The 20,848-nt window shown below is 47.7% G+C and carries 21 protein-coding genes; 16 read left to right on the top strand and 5 right to left on the bottom strand.

Translation table 11 applies throughout. The features are described from left to right. Positions 1–118 precede the first annotated feature (118 nt). From murC to IKW96_RS13715, 15 genes are all read left to right on the top strand, one after another. On the top strand, positions 119–1,534 hold the full coding sequence (gene murC / locus IKW96_RS13785) for a UDP-N-acetylmuramate--L-alanine ligase (protein WP_296576137.1): 1,416 nt from the start codon (positions 119–121) through the stop codon (positions 1,532–1,534). A 4-nt stretch (positions 1,535–1,538) separates the two neighbouring features. After that, positions 1,539–2,120 carry a transcriptional repressor LexA gene (gene lexA, locus IKW96_RS13780; RefSeq protein WP_296576135.1) on the top strand — a complete coding sequence of 194 codons (582 nt, stop codon included), beginning with the start codon at positions 1,539–1,541 and terminating at the stop codon, positions 2,118–2,120. A gap of 51 nt (positions 2,121–2,171) precedes the next feature. Continuing rightward, positions 2,172–2,492: a hypothetical protein gene (locus IKW96_RS13775; protein WP_296576133.1), complete on the top strand. Its 321-nt coding sequence runs from the start codon at positions 2,172–2,174 to the stop codon at positions 2,490–2,492. Between the two features lie 80 nt (positions 2,493–2,572). Further along, a complete protein-coding gene (locus IKW96_RS13770) occupies positions 2,573–2,926 on the top strand; it encodes a RidA family protein (RefSeq protein WP_296576130.1) in 354 nt (117 codons plus the stop codon). A gap of 190 nt (positions 2,927–3,116) precedes the next feature. After that, entirely contained in the window at positions 3,117–3,479 is a 363-nt protein-coding gene (locus IKW96_RS13765; protein ID WP_294752151.1) for a cell division protein ZapA, read from the top strand. Beyond that, positions 3,479–5,515, top strand: coding sequence for a U32 family peptidase (locus IKW96_RS13760; protein WP_296576126.1), 2,037 nt, complete (start codon positions 3,479–3,481; stop codon positions 5,513–5,515). The genes IKW96_RS13765 and IKW96_RS13760 overlap by 1 nt, the downstream gene beginning before the upstream one ends. Next, positions 5,512–5,949, top strand: coding sequence for a dUTP diphosphatase (gene dut, locus IKW96_RS13755; protein WP_296576123.1), 438 nt, complete (start codon positions 5,512–5,514; stop codon positions 5,947–5,949). Before IKW96_RS13760 ends, dut begins: the two co-directional genes overlap by 4 nt. 36 nt (positions 5,950–5,985) lie before the next feature. Then, complete coding sequence (locus tag IKW96_RS13750) at positions 5,986–6,246, top strand: DUF4321 domain-containing protein (RefSeq protein WP_296576120.1); 261 nt, start codon at positions 5,986–5,988, stop codon at positions 6,244–6,246. Positions 6,247–6,424: 178 nt separating this feature from the next. Continuing rightward, entirely contained in the window at positions 6,425–7,441 is a 1,017-nt protein-coding gene (locus IKW96_RS13745) for a rod shape-determining protein (protein WP_296576118.1), read from the top strand. A gap of 11 nt (positions 7,442–7,452) precedes the next feature. Next, positions 7,453–8,349 carry a rod shape-determining protein MreC gene (mreC, locus tag IKW96_RS13740; protein ID WP_296576115.1) on the top strand — a complete coding sequence of 299 codons (897 nt, stop codon included), beginning with the start codon at positions 7,453–7,455 and terminating at the stop codon, positions 8,347–8,349. Next, complete coding sequence (locus IKW96_RS13735) at positions 8,339–8,917, top strand: hypothetical protein (protein WP_296576112.1); 579 nt, start codon at positions 8,339–8,341, stop codon at positions 8,915–8,917. The genes mreC and IKW96_RS13735 overlap by 11 nt, the downstream gene beginning before the upstream one ends. 93 nt (positions 8,918–9,010) lie before the next feature. Beyond that, positions 9,011–11,299, top strand: coding sequence for a penicillin-binding transpeptidase domain-containing protein (locus IKW96_RS13730; RefSeq protein ID WP_296576110.1), 2,289 nt, complete (start codon positions 9,011–9,013; stop codon positions 11,297–11,299). Positions 11,300–11,538: 239 nt separating this feature from the next. Continuing rightward, positions 11,539–12,324 (top strand): M23 family metallopeptidase, encoded by a 786-nt coding sequence (locus tag IKW96_RS13725; protein WP_296576107.1) that lies wholly within the window; start codon positions 11,539–11,541, stop codon positions 12,322–12,324. 101 nt (positions 12,325–12,425) lie between these two features. Next, positions 12,426–12,974: a flavodoxin family protein gene (locus tag IKW96_RS13720; RefSeq protein WP_296576105.1), complete on the top strand. Its 549-nt coding sequence runs from the start codon at positions 12,426–12,428 to the stop codon at positions 12,972–12,974. A 9-nt stretch (positions 12,975–12,983) separates the two neighbouring features. Then, complete coding sequence (locus IKW96_RS13715) at positions 12,984–13,484, top strand: GNAT family N-acetyltransferase (RefSeq protein WP_296576102.1); 501 nt, start codon at positions 12,984–12,986, stop codon at positions 13,482–13,484. 48 nt (positions 13,485–13,532) lie between these two features. Here IKW96_RS13715 and IKW96_RS13710 read toward each other — a convergent pair whose 3' ends face one another. The 5 genes from IKW96_RS13710 to nudC all read right to left on the bottom strand — a co-directional run bounded on the left by IKW96_RS13710 (position 13,533) and on the right by nudC (position 20,125). Next, positions 13,533–14,870, bottom strand: coding sequence for an ABC transporter permease (locus IKW96_RS13710; RefSeq protein ID WP_296576097.1), 1,338 nt, complete (start codon positions 14,868–14,870; stop codon positions 13,533–13,535). After that, on the bottom strand, positions 14,857–15,570 hold the full coding sequence (locus IKW96_RS13705; RefSeq protein WP_296576092.1) for an ABC transporter ATP-binding protein: 714 nt from the start codon (positions 15,568–15,570) through the stop codon (positions 14,857–14,859). Before IKW96_RS13705 ends, IKW96_RS13710 begins: the two co-directional genes overlap by 14 nt. Positions 15,571–15,575: 5 nt before the next feature. Further along, complete coding sequence (locus IKW96_RS13700; protein WP_296576089.1) at positions 15,576–17,027, bottom strand: efflux RND transporter periplasmic adaptor subunit; 1,452 nt, start codon at positions 17,025–17,027, stop codon at positions 15,576–15,578. 151 nt (positions 17,028–17,178) lie between these two features. Beyond that, positions 17,179–19,089 carry an EAL domain-containing protein gene (locus tag IKW96_RS13695; RefSeq protein WP_296576085.1) on the bottom strand — a complete coding sequence of 637 codons (1,911 nt, stop codon included), beginning with the start codon at positions 19,087–19,089 and terminating at the stop codon, positions 17,179–17,181. Positions 19,090–19,288: 199 nt separating this feature from the next. Further along, on the bottom strand, positions 19,289–20,125 hold the full coding sequence (gene nudC / locus IKW96_RS13690) for an NAD(+) diphosphatase (RefSeq protein ID WP_296576083.1): 837 nt from the start codon (positions 20,123–20,125) through the stop codon (positions 19,289–19,291). 178 nt (positions 20,126–20,303) lie between these two features. Here nudC and IKW96_RS13685 point away from each other — a divergent pair, with 178 nt between their 5' ends. After that, positions 20,304–20,846, top strand: coding sequence for a GNAT family N-acetyltransferase (locus IKW96_RS13685; RefSeq protein ID WP_296576078.1), 543 nt, complete (start codon positions 20,304–20,306; stop codon positions 20,844–20,846). Positions 20,847–20,848: the final 2 nt, after the last annotated feature.

The following is a 20,848-nucleotide window of genomic DNA, read 5'->3' as shown; positions in this document are numbered from 1 at the left end:
CGAAAAACACGACAAAATAATATAACAATTATCCGCGGCATTTTTTCATATGCCGGACAAACAGCGATATTCGGGTCTGTCCCGTTTTTATATCATTTATTCAGGAAAGGTGATCATTTTGGATATCAACATCTTAAAAGGCAAAAAGCACATTCATTTCATCGGGATCGGAGGCTCGGGAATGTACCCTCTCGCGCAGATACTCCACTCTCAGGGATACTATCTCACAGGCTCGGACAATAACGAGACCGAGACCCTCGACGCTGTAAGAAAAATGGGCATACCCGTTTTCATCGGTCAGAGAGCCGAAAATATCGAGGGAGCCGATCTTATCGTCCATACAGCCGCTATAATGGCTGACAACCCCGAGCTCATGGCAGCAAAAGCAAGCGGAGTCCCGGTTCTTGAACGTGCAGACCTCCTCGGTATCGTAACGAGCTGGTACGACAACGCTATATGCGTTTCGGGAACTCACGGAAAGACATCGACTACCTCCATGATCACTCAGATACTCTTTACCGCAGGCGTTGACCTCTCCGCGTATATCGGCGGAAAGCTCCCCTGCATCGGCGGAAGCGGAGTTGCAGGCAAAAGCGATATAATGGTCTGCGAATCCTGCGAATTCGAGGACCACTTCCTTAAATTCTTCCCCGATATATCCGTTATACTCAACATCGACGCCGATCACCTTGACTACTTCGGAACTCTTGAAAATATCATCAGGTCCTTCCATAAATTCAACGAAAACACCTCAAAGTGCATAATCGTCAACGGCTCGGACGCAAATTCCATGAAGTCCCTGGAGGGTATAACAGGCAAGGAGATAATAACCTTCGGCAAGGACAGCTCCTGCGACTACTATCCCGTGAACGTGAAGCACGAAAACGGGCTCCTCACCACCTACGACGCTATGTACAGGGGCGAAAAGCTCGGAACAATAACTCTCCACGTTGCAGGCATACACAATGTCCTCAATTCTCTTGCGGCTGTGGCTGCTTCACGCTATGTGGGTGTTGATTTCAAGTTCATTCAGAAAGGTCTTGAGGACTTCCGCGGAGCCAAGCGCCGCTTTGAAAAGTTGGGCTTTGAAAAGGGCATAACCGTTGTGGACGACTATGCTCACCACCCTACAGAGCTCGAAGCTACCCTCAATGCGGCTATGGAAATGAACTTCAGCCACGTATGGGCAGTTTTCCAGCCCTTCACCTTCTCCCGTACAAAGCTGCTCCTTGACGATTTCGCAAGGGTCCTCCAGATACCAGACCACGCCGTGCTCACCGATATCATGGGAAGCCGCGAGAAGAACACCTATGGTATCTTCACCCGTCACCTTGCGGAAAAGATACCGGACTGCATATGGTTCCCGCAGGACGAGTCCGCTGAATGGACGGACGAGCGCAAATACGCCAACTTCGCACAGATATGCGATTATATCTGCGAACACGCACAGTCGGGCGACCTGGTCATTACCCTCGGCTGCGGCGACGCCTACAAGATAGCAAAAATGATACTGGAAAAGCTTGCAAAGGAGTAAAAATATGCTGAAAGACAAGGAAATAGCTGTTTTCAACTATATAAAGTCCCGTCTGAGCGACGGAATGTCCCCCTCCGTCAGGGAGATAATGGACGCTATGGGCTTCAGGTCAACATCAACTGCCCACAGATACATCGAAACTCTCGTCCGTGAGGGACTCATAGAAAAAACAGGCAATCTCAACCGCACTCTCCGACTGCCGAACAGCGGAACTACTTCCGTTCCTGTTATGGGTACAGTCACCGCAGGACAGCCTATAACAGCCGTTCAGGATATCACGGGATATATCGGCTTTGAAGCTCCGGGCGTAGACCCGCAGGAGCTCTTTGCCCTGAAGATACGGGGCGAAAGCATGATAAACGCAGGTATTCTCGACGGCGACATTGTCATAGTCAAGCGCGTGAGCTACGCGGAAAACGGTGATATCGTCGTTGCTTTCATCGGTCACGAGGACGCTACCGTAAAGACCTTCTACAAGGAAAAGGATCACTACCGCCTCCAGCCCGAAAACGACACTATGGAGCCCATAATCGTGGACGAGGTGGAAGTTCTCGGCAAGGTCATCGGTCTCAAACGCTACTACTGAACCGCCGCAGTTGTCATTCAAACATTTGAAATAATTAAGGAGATTTTAACTATGCAATATTTACCTATCGTACAGGAGCTTTTTGAATCGAATTCATTATATATTTTTTTGGGCGGAGCCGTCGCTGCATTAATTGTCGCTGCATTATTAACAGTCTTAATTAAATTAAGCAGAAAGACAAAGATAATACTGCTTTGTATCACTGCTGCTATCTATGTTGTATGTGAAGCAGGTTTGAATATCACCTCGAAATATTCTATAGGGTTTCCCATGTTTTTCATCGGTACGTTCTCACTTGGAGCTTTTGTGGGATTTCTGATTGCTGCTGTTGTCTCCGCAATAAGAAATAAGAAGAATAATTCCGATACATAAACCGCAGGCTCCTATTGAACCATGTAGGGGACGCCGCCCACGGCGTTCCGTAAAATGAGAACTGAGAGTTGATAATTAAGATGGAAAATATAAAAAGACTTGAAGCAGACGAGTTCTGGGCTGATTCAACTGTTATCGAGGCCGGCGACTACGTTTTCGTCGGATATTGCATGGGAAATGAAGGTCGGCCAATAGAAGAACAGATAAACGGTGCATTCGATACACTGAAAAGCAGACTTGCATTGGCCGGTTTAGGACTGGATTCGGTTGTAAAAATGGACTGCCTGTTCAGAAATATCAGCGACCTGAATTACCTTCCCGACGTAATAAAAAAGCATTTTAACGGCAGATATCCCACAAGAAAAGCTTACACGACCGATTTTATCAGAGAAGGTATCCTCTTTCAAATCGACGCAATAGCATATAAAGGTTAAAGCTCTATAAACAATCGGACCCACAGATACAGCCCATACAAAAGCAATATGCTTCGGACTGCCAAAAGCAGCCCACAAAACATGAACTGCTCACTAAAAATTAATTTTTTTCAAAAAACACTTCCCTTTTTGCGAGAAATAGTGTATAATGTAGAGTGGTTAATAATACGCCACGGAAAGGACGATATAAATGCTTAATGAAGTTAAGGTCATAATATGTGGTAAGGAGTACAAGATAAAAACTGCCGAAGCTCCGAACTACGTTTATGCACTCGCAAGAGCACTCGAGACCAAGATCAACGAGATAACCGCAGCAAGCGGTTCTTCGCCTTATGCAGCTTCTATAATGGTTGCCATGGCTCTCCTCGACGACCTCAACAAGGCTAATCAGCGCCTTGACAATATCCGCGACCAGACTAAGGAGTACGTGGACGAGGCAGGCAGGACACGTATTGAGCGCGACGCTGCTCAGAAGGAGATAGAAGTTCTCAAGTCCAAGATAACTCAGCTTGAAAATATGGTCAAGCTCAAGCAGCTCAGCGACAGCATTTGATGAATAAAACCGAGATACTCGCTCCGGCAGGCAGCATGGAAACTCTCCGTGCGGCTCTCAGGTCAGGCGCTCAGGCTGTGTACATAGGCGGAAAGCGCTATTCTGCGCGAAGCAGCGCCGCGAACTTTTCACTTGACGAGATAAAGGAAGCCGCCGCTTTCTGCCACAGATACGGAGCAATGCTCGATCTTGCTGTAAATACGGTGATATCAGACGATGAAGCTGCCGATTTCTGCGAGTACATAAAGGCTGCCGCCCAAAACGGCGTTGACGCTTTCATTGTTCAGGACTGGGGCTGTGCAGAGCTTATCCGCCGCTGCGTACCTGACGCCGTACTTCACGGTTCTACGCAGATGTCGGTGCATACAGCCGCAGGAGCTTCACTGCTCCGCGACCTCGGATACGCAAGAGTAGTCCCTGCACGTGAACTTGACAAGGAAACTATTTCCCGTATATGCAAGGTCGGTATCGAGACCGAGATATTCGTACACGGTGCGCTGTGTATGTCAGTCTCGGGACAATGCTATATGTCGGCAATGATAGGCTCGCGCTCCGCCAACCGCGGCTGCTGCGGACAAGCCTGCCGGCTTCCATTTTCTGCCGTCGGCAATAAGGACAGAGCTGCGCTTTCGCTGAAAGACCTTTCGCTGCTCCCAAATGCCCGTGAGCTCGCGGATATGGGAGTTGATTCCTTCAAGATCGAGGGACGCATGAAGCGCCCCGAATATGTGGCTTCCGCAGTACACGAGCTGAAAGCCTCGCTTGATGGCAATGCTCCCGATATGAAGCTCCTGCGCGGAGTTTTCTCGCGAAGCGGCTTCACGGACGGCTATTTTACAGGCAAAAGGCAGGATATGTTCGGAGTCCGTGAAAAGGACGACGTTATTTCCGCCCATGAACTGATACCGAAGATACATGAGCTCTACCGCTTTGAGCGGAAAGCTTATACTATTGATATCCATGCAGTGATAAAATCAGGACAGCCTGTTGTGATAACTGCGGAATGCGGCAGCATATCGGCTTCCGCAACAGGAGAAGCTCCCGAAAAGGCTCTGAACCGCCCTACTGACATGGCTGCTCTCGAAAAACAGCTCTCAAAGCTGGGAGACACGGTATTCAGCCTCGGAAAACTAACCGCGGACATCGGTGAGGGACTTATTGTCCCGGCAGGAAAGCTCAACGAGCTTCGCCGTAAGGTCACGGAAAAGCTGACAGCTGCGATCACTGCAAAAAATACGCCTGAATATACCATAACGGACTATACTCCCGATATTGGCAGCTTTCACAGCGGCAATACCGACGGAGAGCTGAAGCTCCGCACATTCTGCCGCACCGCCGAACAGGCAGTGGCTGCAGCAGAGCTGTCGGAGTACGTTATAGTTCCGATCGGGCTGCTCGGCGATGATATGCTCGGCAGCGTGGATATAAATAAAATAATTATTTCGCCGCCCCGCTTCATAACCGATGAAGACAAGCTTGTGGAAAAGCTCAACGTGCTGAAAACAAAGGGACTTTCAAGGCTTTACTGCCACACTCCCGACTGCATAGCTATCGGCAGAAAGCTCGGTTTTAAGCTTCACGGCAGCTTTACTCTCAACGTTTTCAACTCCTTCAGCGCGGAATACCTCCGCGGTCTCGGGCTTGAGGACTGCGTTTTCTCGGTGGAAGCAACTCTTCCGCAGATAGCCGCAGTACGCTCGGAGCTTCCCATAGGAGCTGTCATATACGGCAGACTGCCGCTCATGCTCACAAGGAACTGCCCCATAAGGAACGAAGTCGGATGCGGAAAATGCACGAAAAAGCTCATCGACCGCACAGGCAGGGAGTTCCCTGTCGTATGCTCGGAGAACTACGCGGAGATACTCAATGCCGACAGGCTTTGTATGCTTGACAGGCTCGGCGAAATACACGGCATAAGCTACGGCGTCGTCTGTCTTTCGGACGAGGACGCCGACAGTACACGCGCCGCTCTCAGCGGACGCAAACCGCAGGGCAATATCACCCGCGGACTTTACTACAGAGGTATCTCAACATGAAACTCACCTTCAAAAAGCTCGATCCACGGGCTGTTATCCCCTCACGGGCTACTCCCGGGAGCGCAGGCCTTGACCTTTGCGCCTGCCTTGAAGCTCCTGTTGTGCTCGCCCCAGGGGAGATAAAAATGATACCCATAGGTATCACGGCGGAGCCTGATTCCGACGATATCGCTCTCCTTATCTATCCCCGCTCGGGACTTTCGTCAAAGTACGGAGTATCCCTTGCAAACTGCGTGGGAGTTGTCGACAGCGATTACCGCGGCGCATGGTTCGTCCCGCTTATAAATCACGGTAAAGAGCCCTTTACCGTTGAGCACGGAATGCGCGTAGCTCAGATGATACCAACACGTATATTAATGCCCGATATCGAGGTCAGCGACCAGCTCTCGGAAACAGAGCGCGGAAACGGCGGCTTCGGTTCATCGGGAATTTAATAGATCATATCAAACAAAAGATTGGAGATATTATTTATGAAAAAGACACTCTATTTTCTGCTTCTCTTTATTTGTGCCTGCATTCTCGGAGGAGTTATCGGAAACGTTTCATCAGGTTCGTTTGCATGGCTCGGCTATTCAAGGGGAATAAGCCTCTCTCCCAGCACGTTCTCTATGGAGCTCTTCAGCATCACATTCGGCTTTACTTTCAATATCAATGTGGCACAGATAATCTGCATAATCATCGCAATATATGCATATATCAAGACTGCTCCCAAGGTAGTTCCCGATAAATAATCGTTTATCCCGTCCTTTTCGACAGTTTTTTAATGCCTGCGGGTCCATTAGTTTCCGTATTGTACCAAAATTTGCGTACTTGGGAATTTCTCGGAGAAAAATCTTGTACATATTTCCCGTTGGTGATATAATATAAATATGTGTATACAAAGAATCATTGCATTTAAGGAGCTGCATAATGTTTACAAAAGATATTGGCATTGACCTCGGCACTGCTAATACTCTCGTATATATGAGAGGAAAGGGTATAATAATAAGAGAGCCCTCCGTTGTTGCTGTAAATACCAGAACGGATAAATGCCGCTATGTGGGTAAGGAGGCAAAGGACGTCATCGGCCGTACCCCCGGCTCGATAGTCGCCGTTAGACCTCTTAAAGACGGCGTTATTGCCGATTTCGACATTGCTACCACCATGCTTCAGGAATTTATAAAAAAAGCTCTGAAGGGTACTTTTTTCACAAAGGCAAACGTTATCATCTGTATTCCCTCGGGCGTTACCGCCGTTGAAAGACGTGCTGTCCGCGAATCCTGCAAAAAGGCAGGCGCCAACAACGTCCTTATCATAGAGGAACCTATGGCTGCGGCTATCGGCGCAGGTCTCCCCACCAATGAAGCGGCAGGTAGCATGATAGTGGATATCGGCGGCGGTACAAGTGAAGTCGCTGTTATTTCAATGGGCGGCATAGTCGCTTCACGCTCGGTAAGATGTGCAGGCGACGAATTCGACGCCGCTATCATCAACTATATCAAGAAAAAATATAATCTTCTCATAGGCGAAAGAACTGCCGAGAATATCAAGCTCGATATCGGCTCGGCTTTCCCAAGCGAAAAGGAAGAATCACAGGAAATAAAGGGAAGGAATCTCCTCAACGGACTTCCCGAGAACGTTACAGTCACCTCTGCGGAGATACGCGACGCTCTCGTTGAGCCCCTTTCAAGAGTTATCGACGCCATAAAGTCCACTCTTGAGGAAACTCCGCCTGAGCTTTCAGCCGATATAATCGACCACGGCATTACACTTTCGGGCGGCGGAGCCCTTCTGCGCGGACTGGACAAGCTCATAAACCGTGAAACGGGTATGCCGGTTTATATCGCAGAATACCCCCTTGACTGCGTTGCAGAGGGTACAGGCAAAATACTTGAGAATATCAACGATTATCAGGACGCTCTCACCGAAAACGTCAAGTACTATTAAGGGGGAGCTCCATGCGCGATTTCATAAAAAGCACCAGATTCAAGGTTCTGCTTGCTTTTCTCGCCTTTCTTGTGGGAATAATGGTCTATGCCGTCACTAAGGGCGGCTATTCCGTTTCGGGAGCTTCTTTCATCAATACCATCACAAAACCTTTCCGCGCCGCTTCAAACGGTATAAGCATGAAAATGGAGCATACCGTGGACAAGCTCAAGAACGCGGACAGCTATTTCGAGGAAAACGAAAAGCTCAGAAAACAGATCGGCGAGCTCAACGCTCAGCTTACGGAATACGACGCCATAAAGGCTGAGGTGGAAGAGCTCAGAAAGTTCGTCACCATAAAGCAGGATCACGAGGACTATCAGCTCTCTCAACCCTGCAAGGTACTGGGCTATGTCACCAACGACCCTTTCAAGTCCTTTACTATCGACAAGGGCTCGGAAGACGGTATTCTCACCTACTGCCCCGTTGTAACATCTGAGGGACTTGTGGGAATTACCGTAGAGGTCTCAAAGCACGTTTCCACAGTGAGAACTATTCTCTCCCCCGATCTTTCGGTAGCTGCCGTTGCTTCCGCTTCAAATGCGGACCAGGGTATCATCGAGGGCAATGTGCTTTCCTCTGAGAACGGTCATACAAAACTGGTACACGTACCTAAAAAGAACAAGCTCAAGCGCGGAGACCTTATGATAACCGCAGGTTCAAGCGGTATTTTCCCTAAAGACTACCCCATAGGCACTATCATAGAAACAGGCTTCGATTCAAACGGCCTTTCCGTATGCGCTGAGATACAGCCATGCGTGGACGTTGCCCGTCTTACCTCTGTTATCGTTATAACCGATTTCAGCGGCAAGCATCAGGATGAGGAAGAAGAAGAGGCAGAGGAAGAGGCAGAAGAAGATGAGGATTAGAACTACCCGCGAGCAGAATATACTCCGCATCAAGACCTCTCTTCGGTGGATAGTGTACTATCTGCTCATTTTCCTGAGCTTCATCATCATGACCTCGGGCACCCTTTACAAGCCTATACTCCTTGTTCCGCTTGCTATAGGGATCGCTGTAAACAACAATATCTACGGCTCGGCAGTTACGGGAGCCATGTGCGGCTTTCTTATTGATATAAGCTGCGGTAAGCTCTTCGGATACAATGCGGTGATACTTGCGTTTTTCTGCATTGCCGCAAATCTCGTTTTTGAGCTTTATCTGAGAGACCGATTTATCAATTTTATGATAATAACCGCCGTTGTTTCATACATACAGTGCAGACTGGACTATAAGTTCTACTATCAGATGTGGGGCTACGAAAACGTCAGCCGCATATTCGTCAGGGTTTCGCTGAGAGTCTGGATCTACACTGTTATTTCAGCGGTCTTTATTTATCTTGTGCTGAAGCTCGTGAACCGACTGCTCATGCCGAAAGAACACCTTACCATCGAGGAAGCTTTCAATACGAATATTCAGCCCGAAAACAGAAGATGACATTTCAGACCGCACCTGAGTGTGGTACGCATACAGCGGTTTGTATGTGTACCACACTCAGGTGGCGGTCATAATCATAAAGGAGGCAGACCTTTGAAAGGATTTGCGGAAAATCTCAAATCTATCATTATAATATTGCTCGTCGTTTCACTTTCGCTTCTTAGTTCACTGAGGCTCATGAAGATACAGGTAATGGGCGACGAATCTATAGAAACTCCCACGCAGTACGAGCCCGGAACCCTCACCTATAAAAAGGGCATAAAGGCTACCCGCGGAGAGATAATCGACTTCAGCGGAAATACCATCGTTACAAATGACGCCCGTACCGATCTCGTACTTCAAATGGCTTTCTTCCCTACCGATCTTCAGGAGGGCAACAGGATACTCCTCGGTATATACAGGGCTCTCGGGGAGCACGGCTACAAATTCGAGGAAAGCATACCTGTTTCCTTTGAACAGCCATATTACTTCACAAAGGTAGATGTTTCAGAGCTGATATCGGACCTTAACCTGAACGTTTACGCTACTGCGGATAACTGCATAGACAAGCTCATATCCGATTATGAGATATCCGACGAATATACCACGGAGGAAAAACGTATCATCGCAGGTATGCGATATCAGATGATAGACAAGGACTTCTCTTATACAAACGATCTTCTCCTTGCCAAGAACGTCGACCAGAAAACTGTAGTTGAGCTCAAGGAGCTCGGCAATTACTACCGCGGTATCGAAGCTGTGGACGCTTCCGAAAGAAAAGTCGTCCGCGGCGATATCCTCCCACACGAGATAGGCACTGTAGGTCCTATCTACGCCGAGGAATATGACGAGCTCAAGTCAAAGGGCTACAGCTACAACGATACCCTCGGAAAAAGCGGTATCGAATACGCTATGGAAACTCCCCTCCGCGGTCTCAACGGCGAGGAACAGATAGCCGTTAAGGACGGAGTTGTACGCGACGTTAAGACTATTGCCGAGGCTACCTCGGGCGAGACAGTAAAGCTCACCGTTGACGGCGCTTTTCAGCTGAAATTGCAGGATATCCTCGATAACTTCCTCAACTATACATTCCCTGCTATCAACCCCATGCCAAGCCTTCTCAAGGGCAAATGCGGCGCTGTATGCGTACTTGACGCAAAAACCGGCGCGGTAAAGGGCATGGCTACAGCTCCCACCTACAACCTCAAGGATTACGTTGAGAATTACGAGTATTTCTTACAGGCTGAGGATTCTCCCCTTGTAAACCGCTGCACCTACGGTCTGTACCGTCCGGGTTCCACCTTCAAGACCATTACCGCTACGGCTGGTCTCAACGAGGGCGTTGTAACAGGCGGAACTCCTCTGTTCTGCGGTCACGACTACTGGTTCTACGGCGGACATTACTCCTGTACGGGCACCCATGGAAATATTACCATGAGACGCGCTATCGAAGTATCGTGCAACTGCTATTTCTATGAGCTGTCGCGTCTGCTCGGTATCGACAATATCACTAAATACGCCAAAATGTACGGTCTCGGCTCCCATACGGGCATTGAAACAGGCGACGCAGAGGGATATCTCTGTAACCCCGAGACCTTTGAAGAACACGGTCAGGAATGGGTGATCGGCTGCGTTATACAGGCCGGTATCGGTAACCAGGACTGCGGTATGACTCCCCTGCAAATGGCTGTTGCAGCAAGCACTATCGGAAACCGCGGCGTGAGATATCAGCCATATATCGTTGACAGTTATTACACCTACGGCTCACGTCAGCTCATCAGAAAGACCGAACCTGTGGTCGCTAATCAGATAGAGCTGAATACTCCGGACCTCTATGACTATATCGTTGGCGGTATGATAGACGCTTCGCGCAGTATGCCTGCCAGGTATTCGCTTACCAACCTCGGCTTCGATGTGGCTATAAAAACGGGTACTCCTCAGGTCGGCGCAAACGTTCTCGATCAGAACTCATTCTTCATCGGATTTGCTCCCGCAGACGATCCCGAGATCGCCTTTGCAGGCGTTGTTGAACACGGTGAATACTCAAAATATATGATAAGGGACATTCTTCTCGCTTATCAGGAGTGCTACGGACTTCACGGCGTTGGGCCAACAAAGCCGAAGCTCCCCGACGAGGTGCGCCCTGTGCTTTCAACCACTACGACTACAACGACGACCACTGCTCAGACTACTGAAACTACGGCAACTACAGCGGTTATCCAGCAGCAGACAGAACCCGGGACCACCACCGTTTATCAGCAGCCGTGGACTCAGCCCACAGAGCCGCCGACTCAGGCGACCGAACCGTGGACAGCTGCTCCTGTTGCAACACTTCCGCCTGCGTCTTCAACAGATACAAGCAGTTTATCTCCCGAGGTCTCACAGGAACCCGACAATAACTGATATTGAAGTTTTTAGTGATCAGTAATAAGTGATTAGATATTATTTGGGAACGCCGTATCGGCGTTCCTATTTTTGATATAAAAAGCCCCTACAAAAAATGGTTCGGGCAGATAACATCACCCCCTACATGAAACGCCGTGAAAGGCGTCTGCTGCTAATCACTAATCACTAATCACTAATTACTTGTTACTGCGTATAAAATCCGATGATATGTCAATAATATGGTCGGAGGTGTTAGTGTGAAGAAAAATGAACTGACCGATAAGTACTACGGAAAAGGCTCAAAAGGCTTCTATGCCGCACTCGGCATAAGCGCCGTTATGATAGGTGCTGCCTGCCTTTTCGCTCATAAACAGGGTGACAGGATAACCCAGGTGAAGCCCCCTGCCGAAAAAAACAGCATCGTGCATGAAGCTCCCGTTGACAGGCGCGTTACCAACATACCCAAAACTACCGCCGCTCATGCATATACTGTGACAACTGCGGTGACTGCTCCGAGCATAACGGAAATACCGCCTCAGACACTGCCTGCTGCGGAAATAAGCGTTGACGCTCCCTTCAGCGAAAACAGCTTCGCAGAACAGGTGCAGCCCGCAGCTGCCGATCTGTCGGGAGCCGTATCTCCCCTTTCGGATATCAGCTCTGTCCTCGGTGACTTCAGCAACGGGGAGCTTGTAAAAAACACTACCACAGGCACATGGCAGACCCATAACGGTACTGATATCGCTGCGGAGGTCGGTGCCAATGTCTGCGCCATCGCCGACGGAGAAGTTAAAGACGTTGCTAATGATCCGCTCTGGGGCGTTTCGGTAACTATCGACCACAATAACGGCTATATCTCAAAATACTGCGGACTCGGAGCAGACCTTGCCGTTAAGCAGGGTGACAAGGTGGAACGCGGCAGCTTAATTGGCTGCGTGGGTGAAACTGCGGATATCGAAAGCAGTATAGCTCCTCATCTGCATATCGAACTTACTCATGACGGCAAGTTCGTCGACCCGATGAGTTTTATAAGCTCACAATAAGAAAATGTCACTTCCGTGCTCTCGGAAGTGATTTTTTCTTGACATTTTCGTAATTGTATGGTAAAATACGATTAATTTATAGCGAATTGGGAGTTTTGGATATGAAGGCTCTTGTTATAAACTGCAGTCCCGTTCGCAACGGCGCTACTGCGGAGATCGTAAATATCATTTACCGTGAGCTGAGCGAAAAGTTTCAGACCAAAGCTGTCTGTATCAGCGACTATTCATTCGGCTTCTGCCGGGGATGCAGGAGCTGCCCCATGACCGCTGAATGTGTTCAGAAAGACGGCTTCGACGATATCATCGCAGAGTTTGAAAACGCTGATATCATTGTCTGCGTCGCTCCCTCCTACTGGGCGGACGTACCTGCACAGTTCAAGGCGTTTATCGACAGATGTACGCCCTGGTGCAATACCCATGAACCCCATGCAAGCCTCAGGAGCGGCAAAAAAGGCTATTCCGTCGCCCTGAGGACAGGTCCCAATATGAAGGAATGCGATAAAATAATAGGTACTATCGAGCATTTCTACGGACACATGGAAATAAGCTGCTGTGGTCATCTCGGACTTTGCTCTGTCGAATACAAGGAAAATGTTAAAGCTCACATGGCTGAGATACTTGCATTTAGCGGCATAATTAAAAATGTATAAGGAGATACCATGCTTTATCTTAAACCTGCAAACACTGACGACTTTGAAAAGGAGTTCCTTTTCGTCCGTGATATACCTATGGACGAGAACGGCTATATAAACGAATACCACGGCGTGAACCGCCATGGCTTCAAAATTGCTCTTGATATTATCATAGCCAACTCGCGGGGAGAAATGCTGCCCGAGGGCTACGTTCCCATGACATCTTATTTCCTGTGGAACGACGATACTATAGTCGGGAAACTCGACCTGAGGCACTATCTCTGCGAGTCCCTTGAAAACGGTGCAGGTCATATCGGATATTATATCGCTCCTGAATACCGCGGTAAGGGATTCGGGACTGAGGGGCTCGGACTTATAGTCGATATCGCACGGAAGGTGGTTCCCGAGGACGAGATATACCTGAGAGTACACAAAGACAATCCCGCCTCTCTCAGGGCTATGATGAAAAACGGCGGTTATATCCACCACGAGGACGACGAATCCTATTTTGTACGCATAAAAAAATGATCAAAGCCGATGTCTTTATAAGACATCGGCTTTTTTGATAAAATGATATTATTCGTATCTGAGCGCCTCGATAGGGTCGAGCTTTGCAGCCTTTCCGGCAGGATAGCTTCCGAAGAATACTCCGATAAGCATTGAAAATCCCAGTGACAGCAGTATCGCATTGAGCGAGGGCTGCACCGAAAGGGCAACGAAGTCCTGATACTCGGGCATCTGACCCAAAGCGTACCTTGCAATATATCCTATGAGGTATCCGTTGAATATTCCGAGAAGAACGCCTATTATTCCGCCTATGAGACAGAGAATTATAGCCTCGACGATGAACTGGGTCTTGATATGGCGCTTTTTAGCTCCGAGAGCCTTTCTTACGCCTATCTCGCGTGTTCTCTCAGTAATGCTTACAAGCATGATGTTCATAACTCCGATACCGCCTACAAGAAGCGATATAGCAGCAATTACAGATATTACCAGCGTGACAATGTTCAGCACCTTGTTCACTATGCCGAGCTCGTTCTGAGGGTCGTATATTTTGGTACCCCAGTACTTGTTGTTCCTGTACTTTTCCTTGAAGAATTTTTCAGCGTCACTTACCGCCTTAGCCCTGTCCACTGAATTATCATTCAGCACGAAGGTCATATACCACTCCCGTCCGTCGTCAGTGAGAGAGTGTGATATCTTTTTGGCGGTGCTGTATGGTATCATCACGGGGGTTTCCCTGTCCATGAAGTTGGAAGTGGACTGCTGATACTTTTCGTATATCTTCGGGTATTTGTATACTCCCACGATGGTGAAATCGGTATCGCATATGCCCTCGATGTCTACACTTATATCGCTTCCCACAGCATTGGCGTCGTCGTAGCCGAAGTACTGCTTTACAAAGACATCGGAAACCACTATCGCGTGTTTCTTTCCGTTGTCGTCGTCATCGTTTATAGTTCTTCCTCTGAGTATCTTGCTGAGATTATCAGCCTTCATATATCCCTCTGTCACGCCGCTTATGGTGACATTGAGCTTATCGCCCTTCTTGTTCTTTGCCTTTCCGACGCCGAGCTCGGTGGAGCGGCTGACAAGGTATCTGCCGGGATAGAGCTCTTCAAGCTCCTTGAGCATATCATCGGTTATGTAGTCGTCATCAGTCATGGGTCTGTACATGGCAATGCCGTCTTCACCCTCATTTTCTTCATACCTGAAACGGTATTCAACATCAAATGTCTGACCGCCAAGCTTGTTGAAAGAATTGGAAAGCGTCTTTTTCAGCGAGTTTCCGAGAGTTGTAATGGTTATTACCGCGCTTATGCCTATGATTATGCCGAGCATGGTAAGTATGGCTCTCATTTTATTGGACCTGAGAGACGCAATGGCGAGACGTATATTTTCAAAGAAGAACATTTTCGCCACCTGCCTTTCCCGTATCCGATACTATCCTTCCGTCCTTCAGGGTGATTATCCTGTCAGTTTCGGAAGCAAGCTCCTTGCTGTGAGTGATGAGGACGATGGTCTTGTGCTCCTCCCTGTGGAGCTTATGGAATATATCCATTACCATGTGTCCCGTTACGGAATCAAGGGCGCCTGTCGGCTCGTCCGCAAGTATTATGGACGGTGAATTTGCAAGAGCTCTCGCAATGGCTATCCTCTGCTTCTGACCGCCTGAAAGCTCGTTTGGGTTATGGGTAGCTCTGTCGCTCATTTCCACCATTTCCAGCAGTTTTTCAGCGCGGCGTCTGCGCTCTCTCCTGCCGACTCCCGCATAGAGCATGGGGAGCTCAACGTTTTCTATGGCATTTGTACGGGAAACAAGGTTGAAGTTCTGGAAAACGAAGCCTATCTCCTTGTTCCTTATGGCACTGAGCTCGGAATCGTTGAGCTGAGCCACATCTATGCCGTTGAGCATATATATTCCCTCTGTAGGGCGGTCGAGAGCTCCGATAATGTTCATCAGCGTACTCTTTCCCGAACCCGAAGGTCCTACTATCGACGCGAACTCTCCCTCATTTATCTTGAAGTTGAGACCGTGAAGTATCTCAAGCTCATTGGGCATTCCGATGTAGAACTTCTTTATTATCCCGTGCATAGAGATGATCGTCTTCATCGGCATTACTCCTCGGGGACGCTGAGCGGGATAATATCGCCGTCGGATACGCCCATAGGATCAGTAAGTACGATATCTCCGTCGTTGACGTAGCCCGATATTATCTCTGTGTAGAAATCGCCCTCAAAGCCCTTTGATACCTTACGCTTTGATATGCTGTACATATCGTTCTCCTGGGGAGTTGCCACGTAAATGAAATATCCCTCGTTCTCGCCGCCGCGGACAGCGTTATACGGAACGCTGAGGACGTTCTCGCGCTTGTCGAGGATTATCTTGACGCTTGCGGACATTCCTATGAGAAGGCCGCTGTCCTTTTCCTCTACGCTTACCTCAACGGTATATCCGCCCTGATCGTACTTTGCCTGACCTGAGGAGATTATCTTCTCGATACGCTTTATCCTGCCCCTGATTATCCTGTCCTCGGTAGCGCTTGTCTTTATCTCGGCTTCCATACCCTCGTTTACCTTGAGGATATCAGCCTCGCTGACCTTACCTGCAACGATAAGATCGGCAGTATTCTCGATAGTCATGATATTTCCCGACTCGGGAACGCTTCCCTCGGAAATATTGAGCTCGGTAACGACTCCGTCCCTTTCGGCTCTGACCGTACATTTTTCTATTCTCTCGCGAAGCTCCTCTATCTGACTGTCATCGGAGTCGTCGTCAAGAGAGTACTTCTCATCGTCAAGAGCGTCCTGTGCTTTCTGCAGGAGCTCGTCGCCGGTTTCAACAGCTGTATTGTATGCTTCATTTGCTGCGCTGACAGCGGAATCAAGCTCGGGGAGGCTTTCCTCAAGAGCCTTGAGCTCCTTCTCGGAAACAACGAACTCCTTGGAAATATCATCAAGGACCTGCCTCTTGTAATCCTTGTCAGGGTCGTTATCAGCGGCATTTGCCCATGCGTTGTATGCGTCTATCTGTAAGCTGTACAGCTTGTTGTACTCGTCTATCATTTTGTTGTATGTTTCATAGGCGCTGTCCCGCTTTGAAACGGCTGTATCATATGTAGACTTTGCCTTGGATATCATTGAATCCCTTTCGGTCTTTGCCTTGTTGTAGCTCCTTACGATAAGGTCGTGGCTGTGCTGTGAAGCCCCCTGTGCCTTTTCGCTGTTCTTCACCATTTTATCGTACTTTTCCTGGAGCTTCTTACTGTCGAATTCACAGAGAATGTCCCCTGCCTTGACGTTGTCGCCCACCTTTACATTGAGCTTGCTTACTTTCAGCGTAGGGTCAGCTGTCACCATCAGCTTGTCGCTGCTGGATATCTGTCCCGAAAAGCTTGCATAGCTCGTAAGGTCCTGACGCTTCACGAAACCGCAGGTATCGGAGCGCATCACTATGTTCTGTGTTGCTCCGCGGATAGCGCTTCTCACAAACATCACTATGCCGCCGATTATAAAGAGTATAACCAGCAGGATCACGATACGTTTCACTATTTTCTTGCTCTTGCTCATTTTGTTATCTCCTCCTCAGAGAGACTTATTTATATCTAATATCATATCATATTTTGACAATAAGGTCAATGATTTTTTCTCCTTTTACTGCAAAAGACACAAAAAAAATATAAAGAGAGCGATAAGACATTCTTATCGCTCTCTTTATAAATTATGCATGAAGAAGAAATTTCCTTAGTTCTTCTATAGGTATGGGCTTTGAATACTTGTAGCCCTGCAGATACTGCGCCATCATGAGCTTGCAGCGGTTCTCGTCATGCTCGTTCTCGACGCCCTCGAAAAGTATGGAGTACTTGAGGTCGTGGAACATATTGGCAAAGGTCTTTACCATGTACTGCGATGAGGCGTTTTTCAGCGACTCTATCAGCAGCGAACGGTCAAACTTGATGATATCGAAAGGAATTTCCATGATACGCTCAAAGTTTGAATAACCTGTTCCGAAATCGTCAAGATAGAACTTTATTCCCAGATCCTGAAGCTGGATAACACGCTGCTTCATAAGATTGAAGTCCGCGTCGCTCCGGCTCTCGGTGATCTCGACGGCTATTTTTCCGTATTCTATGCCGTTTCTCTCGATTATGCCCTTGACCTCGTCGCAGAACGAATCGTATCTCAGGTCGATAGCCGAGAAGTTAACGGAAATACGCTTCACTATATATCCCTCGTTGAGAAGGCCTCGCAGCGCAAAGCAGGTCTTGTTGAGGATTATCATACTCAGGTTGTGTATGAGGTTGAACTGCTCTGCCAGCGGTATGAACTGGTCAGGAAAAACCATTCCCGTTTTGTCCAGTTTCAGGCGCATGAGCGCTTCGGCTGTATCGTACTGACCTGTGTTGAGGTTGTAAACAGGCTGACAGTAGACCAGCACACGGCGGTCGAAGGGATCTTTTTTAGCTGCTATATCCTCAAGCTCGCTAAGAATATAGTGCTTGTCGTAGTAGTCCTTTATATCATCGGGAGTAACCCGCTCAATTGAGTTAAACGGCATTTTCATGTCGGTATAGTCGATTATGTTATGATAATCGCTGACATTTGTAATTATGTCGGAGGACTCCATGATGATTATCTTGTAATCAATATTGAAAATTTCGTGGCTCTTTCTGAAATCGTCCAGCATTTTGCTGACGAGCTTATCAGTCTCAGTGTTTTTCTGCTTTACTATCGTCATTACGAAGCTGTCGTTCGGGAAGCTGTAAAGTATAGCCTTTTTGACGTTATTGCGGAAAAATTCGTAAAATTCCGTTCTAAGCTCAGCAGATTTAGTTATCTTTGAGGAGAAACCCGGCATATGACAGCACATAATGACCATTTCGTTTCCCTTTGCGAGATTCTCCTTGATCTCTTCCGCAAAGAATTCTCCCGAGACAGCACCCGTATCAATACTGAACGGATTGGAGTGGAAAAAGAAGATAATGCTGACTATAGGCAGGAAACAGCAGATAGATGTATACGATATCTGCTTGTTGAAAGCCTGTATGACAAGAAGCAGATTCGATATGACCAGCACACTGACGATTCCCGTAAATATCTTCATAAGCAGGCGTTTTCTGAACTTTATGAGCAGATAAACGATATTTATCATAAATATCAGGTACATTACTTCAAAAATGTCCAGACCTGCATTATAATCATGATCCTTATCTATGTAGAATCCGATTTTGAAGTATGAAGCCAGAACATCAAGAATAACTGTTAATACCACTGAAACAACTATTAGTATCCTGACCTTCTTGTTTCCTTTTGTAGGTATCCATAAGCAGCCCTGTATGTACCTTATGTAGAAGATCATTATGAGCATGAAAAGAACATGATGAATGATCCTTATTATGTATATATAAGGAATGTTCAGTTCTTCCTTCTGCATATGAGTCTGGAAAAGAATGTTTGCCACTGCTGCAACAAATGCAAATGAAAGGATATGCATAATGATATGAAAGCCTGTCTTTTCTTTTCCGATGTGAGTCTGTCTTATCAATATACTCATAACCAGGCACAAGGATAATACTATAATATCGCCAACAGGCATATAGGTACCGAGTCTGAGATCAGTATTCGCAAACATATTTCCACCCCCCTGTGAAAAAAGATCGAATAATTCTCTGACTATATCACACACATATATTATAACATTTTCCACCAAAAAAGTCAACCGAAAATCATAAAATTGATAAAATCGCTGTTAAAGTTGATGTATAGGCTTTTGTTGGTTATATCATTGCATAATACACAGTTTTTTACATAACAAAAAAGAAGCCGCTTTTTCAGCAGCTTCCTCCTTCTTTAAAGAGCTTCATCATCTCATTGGTCAGACTATGCTCATACGGCTGCAGCTCAATGTCCTTCCTGCTTACCCATTCCGCGTATTTAAGCTCGGACTCGTCCATTTTTATGGTATCGCTGCCGTCAACGTCGCAGTAAAATCCCACAAGCAGGTCGGAAGCCATTCCCCAGGGCTGGGACTTGTAATAACGTATATTCTTCACGTGCAGTCCTGCCTCTTCCATTACCTCTCTCTGTACGGTCTGTTCGAGAGTCTCGCCTATCTCCGTAAAGCCTGCGATAAGGGCATTGTGGGCAAATCCCCTCCTGTAGCGTGTTATAAGTATCATGTCCCCTTTGGTTACTCCAACGATAACCGCAGGATTTATCCTCGGGTAGACCTTGTTTCCGCAGTCCGCGCACACAAGAGCTCTTTCCGCGTCATCGCAGCCTGTTTTTCCGCCGCATTTTCCGCAGAATCTGTTGTCATCATACCACTTTGCAAGGTGAAAAGCCGTGAAAGCCGCAAAAAGGTACTTTCCCCTGCACTTGTCTCTCAGTTCACGGGTGGTATAATAGCCGAAGCTGCCGTTTTTCACCTTTGTGTCCTCATTACCGCGCACAAGGAAGAACTTCTCGTCGTCCACCGCAAAAAGATATATCATCTCCGCATTGACCGAAACCTCCGAAACACGCGGAAATATCACATCCCTGCCGCTTGTGTCGGCAAGTATCCTGCCGTCCTTGAAGCACACGGCAATACTCTTTCCCGGACAGTCCGCGGGAGTTATCCTGCGAAAGCTGTTGTCAAGTCTGCTTGGATAAATGTCCTGTATCATGTTTATAGCTCCTTTTCATCATATCATTTTAATTATACAATATGAGCAGCAATACGTCAAGCGCCTGCCATGTTCGCGGCTTAATTGATTTTTACGCCGCTATCATTCCGCGATTGCTTGAATTGTTAACATTTATATGTTATAATTATACTATAAACCGGTAAGGGAGGTCTTTATCATGCAGCACAGCGGCACTCATACTATAGATACTCCGAGGCTCCTGCTGCGAAGATTTGAAGCAAAGGACCTCGATGATATGCTCCGCAACTGGGCGTCTGACCCGTCGGTTCAGAACGAATACGGCGAGCCTGTATACTCTGACGCCGCAGAAGCAAAGGGGCTTCTTGACAAATACATCAGCGGATACGAAAGTGAAAGCTTTTACAGGTGGGCTGTCATTGAAAAGGAAAGCGGTCAGAACATCGGACAGATAGCCTTCTGCCGCGTATATGAGGATATCCGCACCGCAGAGATAGAATACTGCATCGGCTCAGCCTTTCAGGGACACGGCTATGCAGGGGAAGCTCTTTCCGCAGTTATTTCGGAGATATTCGCAACAACGGATTTTCGCAGACTTGAAGCCTATCACCGCGCTGAAAACAAGAAGTCGGGACGTGTGCTTGAAAAGTCCGCAATGAAAAGAACTGATAACGTCGAACGTTTCAGACAGCAGGGCATCTTCCCTGAGGGCGAGGTGTGCTACTGCATAGAAAACAGCTGAAC

The sequence above is a fragment of the Ruminococcus sp. genome (genome assembly GCF_017549005.1).
Classification (GTDB): Bacteria; Bacillota; Clostridia; order Oscillospirales; family Ruminococcaceae; genus Ruminococcus.
Note: the sequence above shows the minus strand (reverse complement) of the source record. Positions and strands in the feature narration are given on the sequence as shown.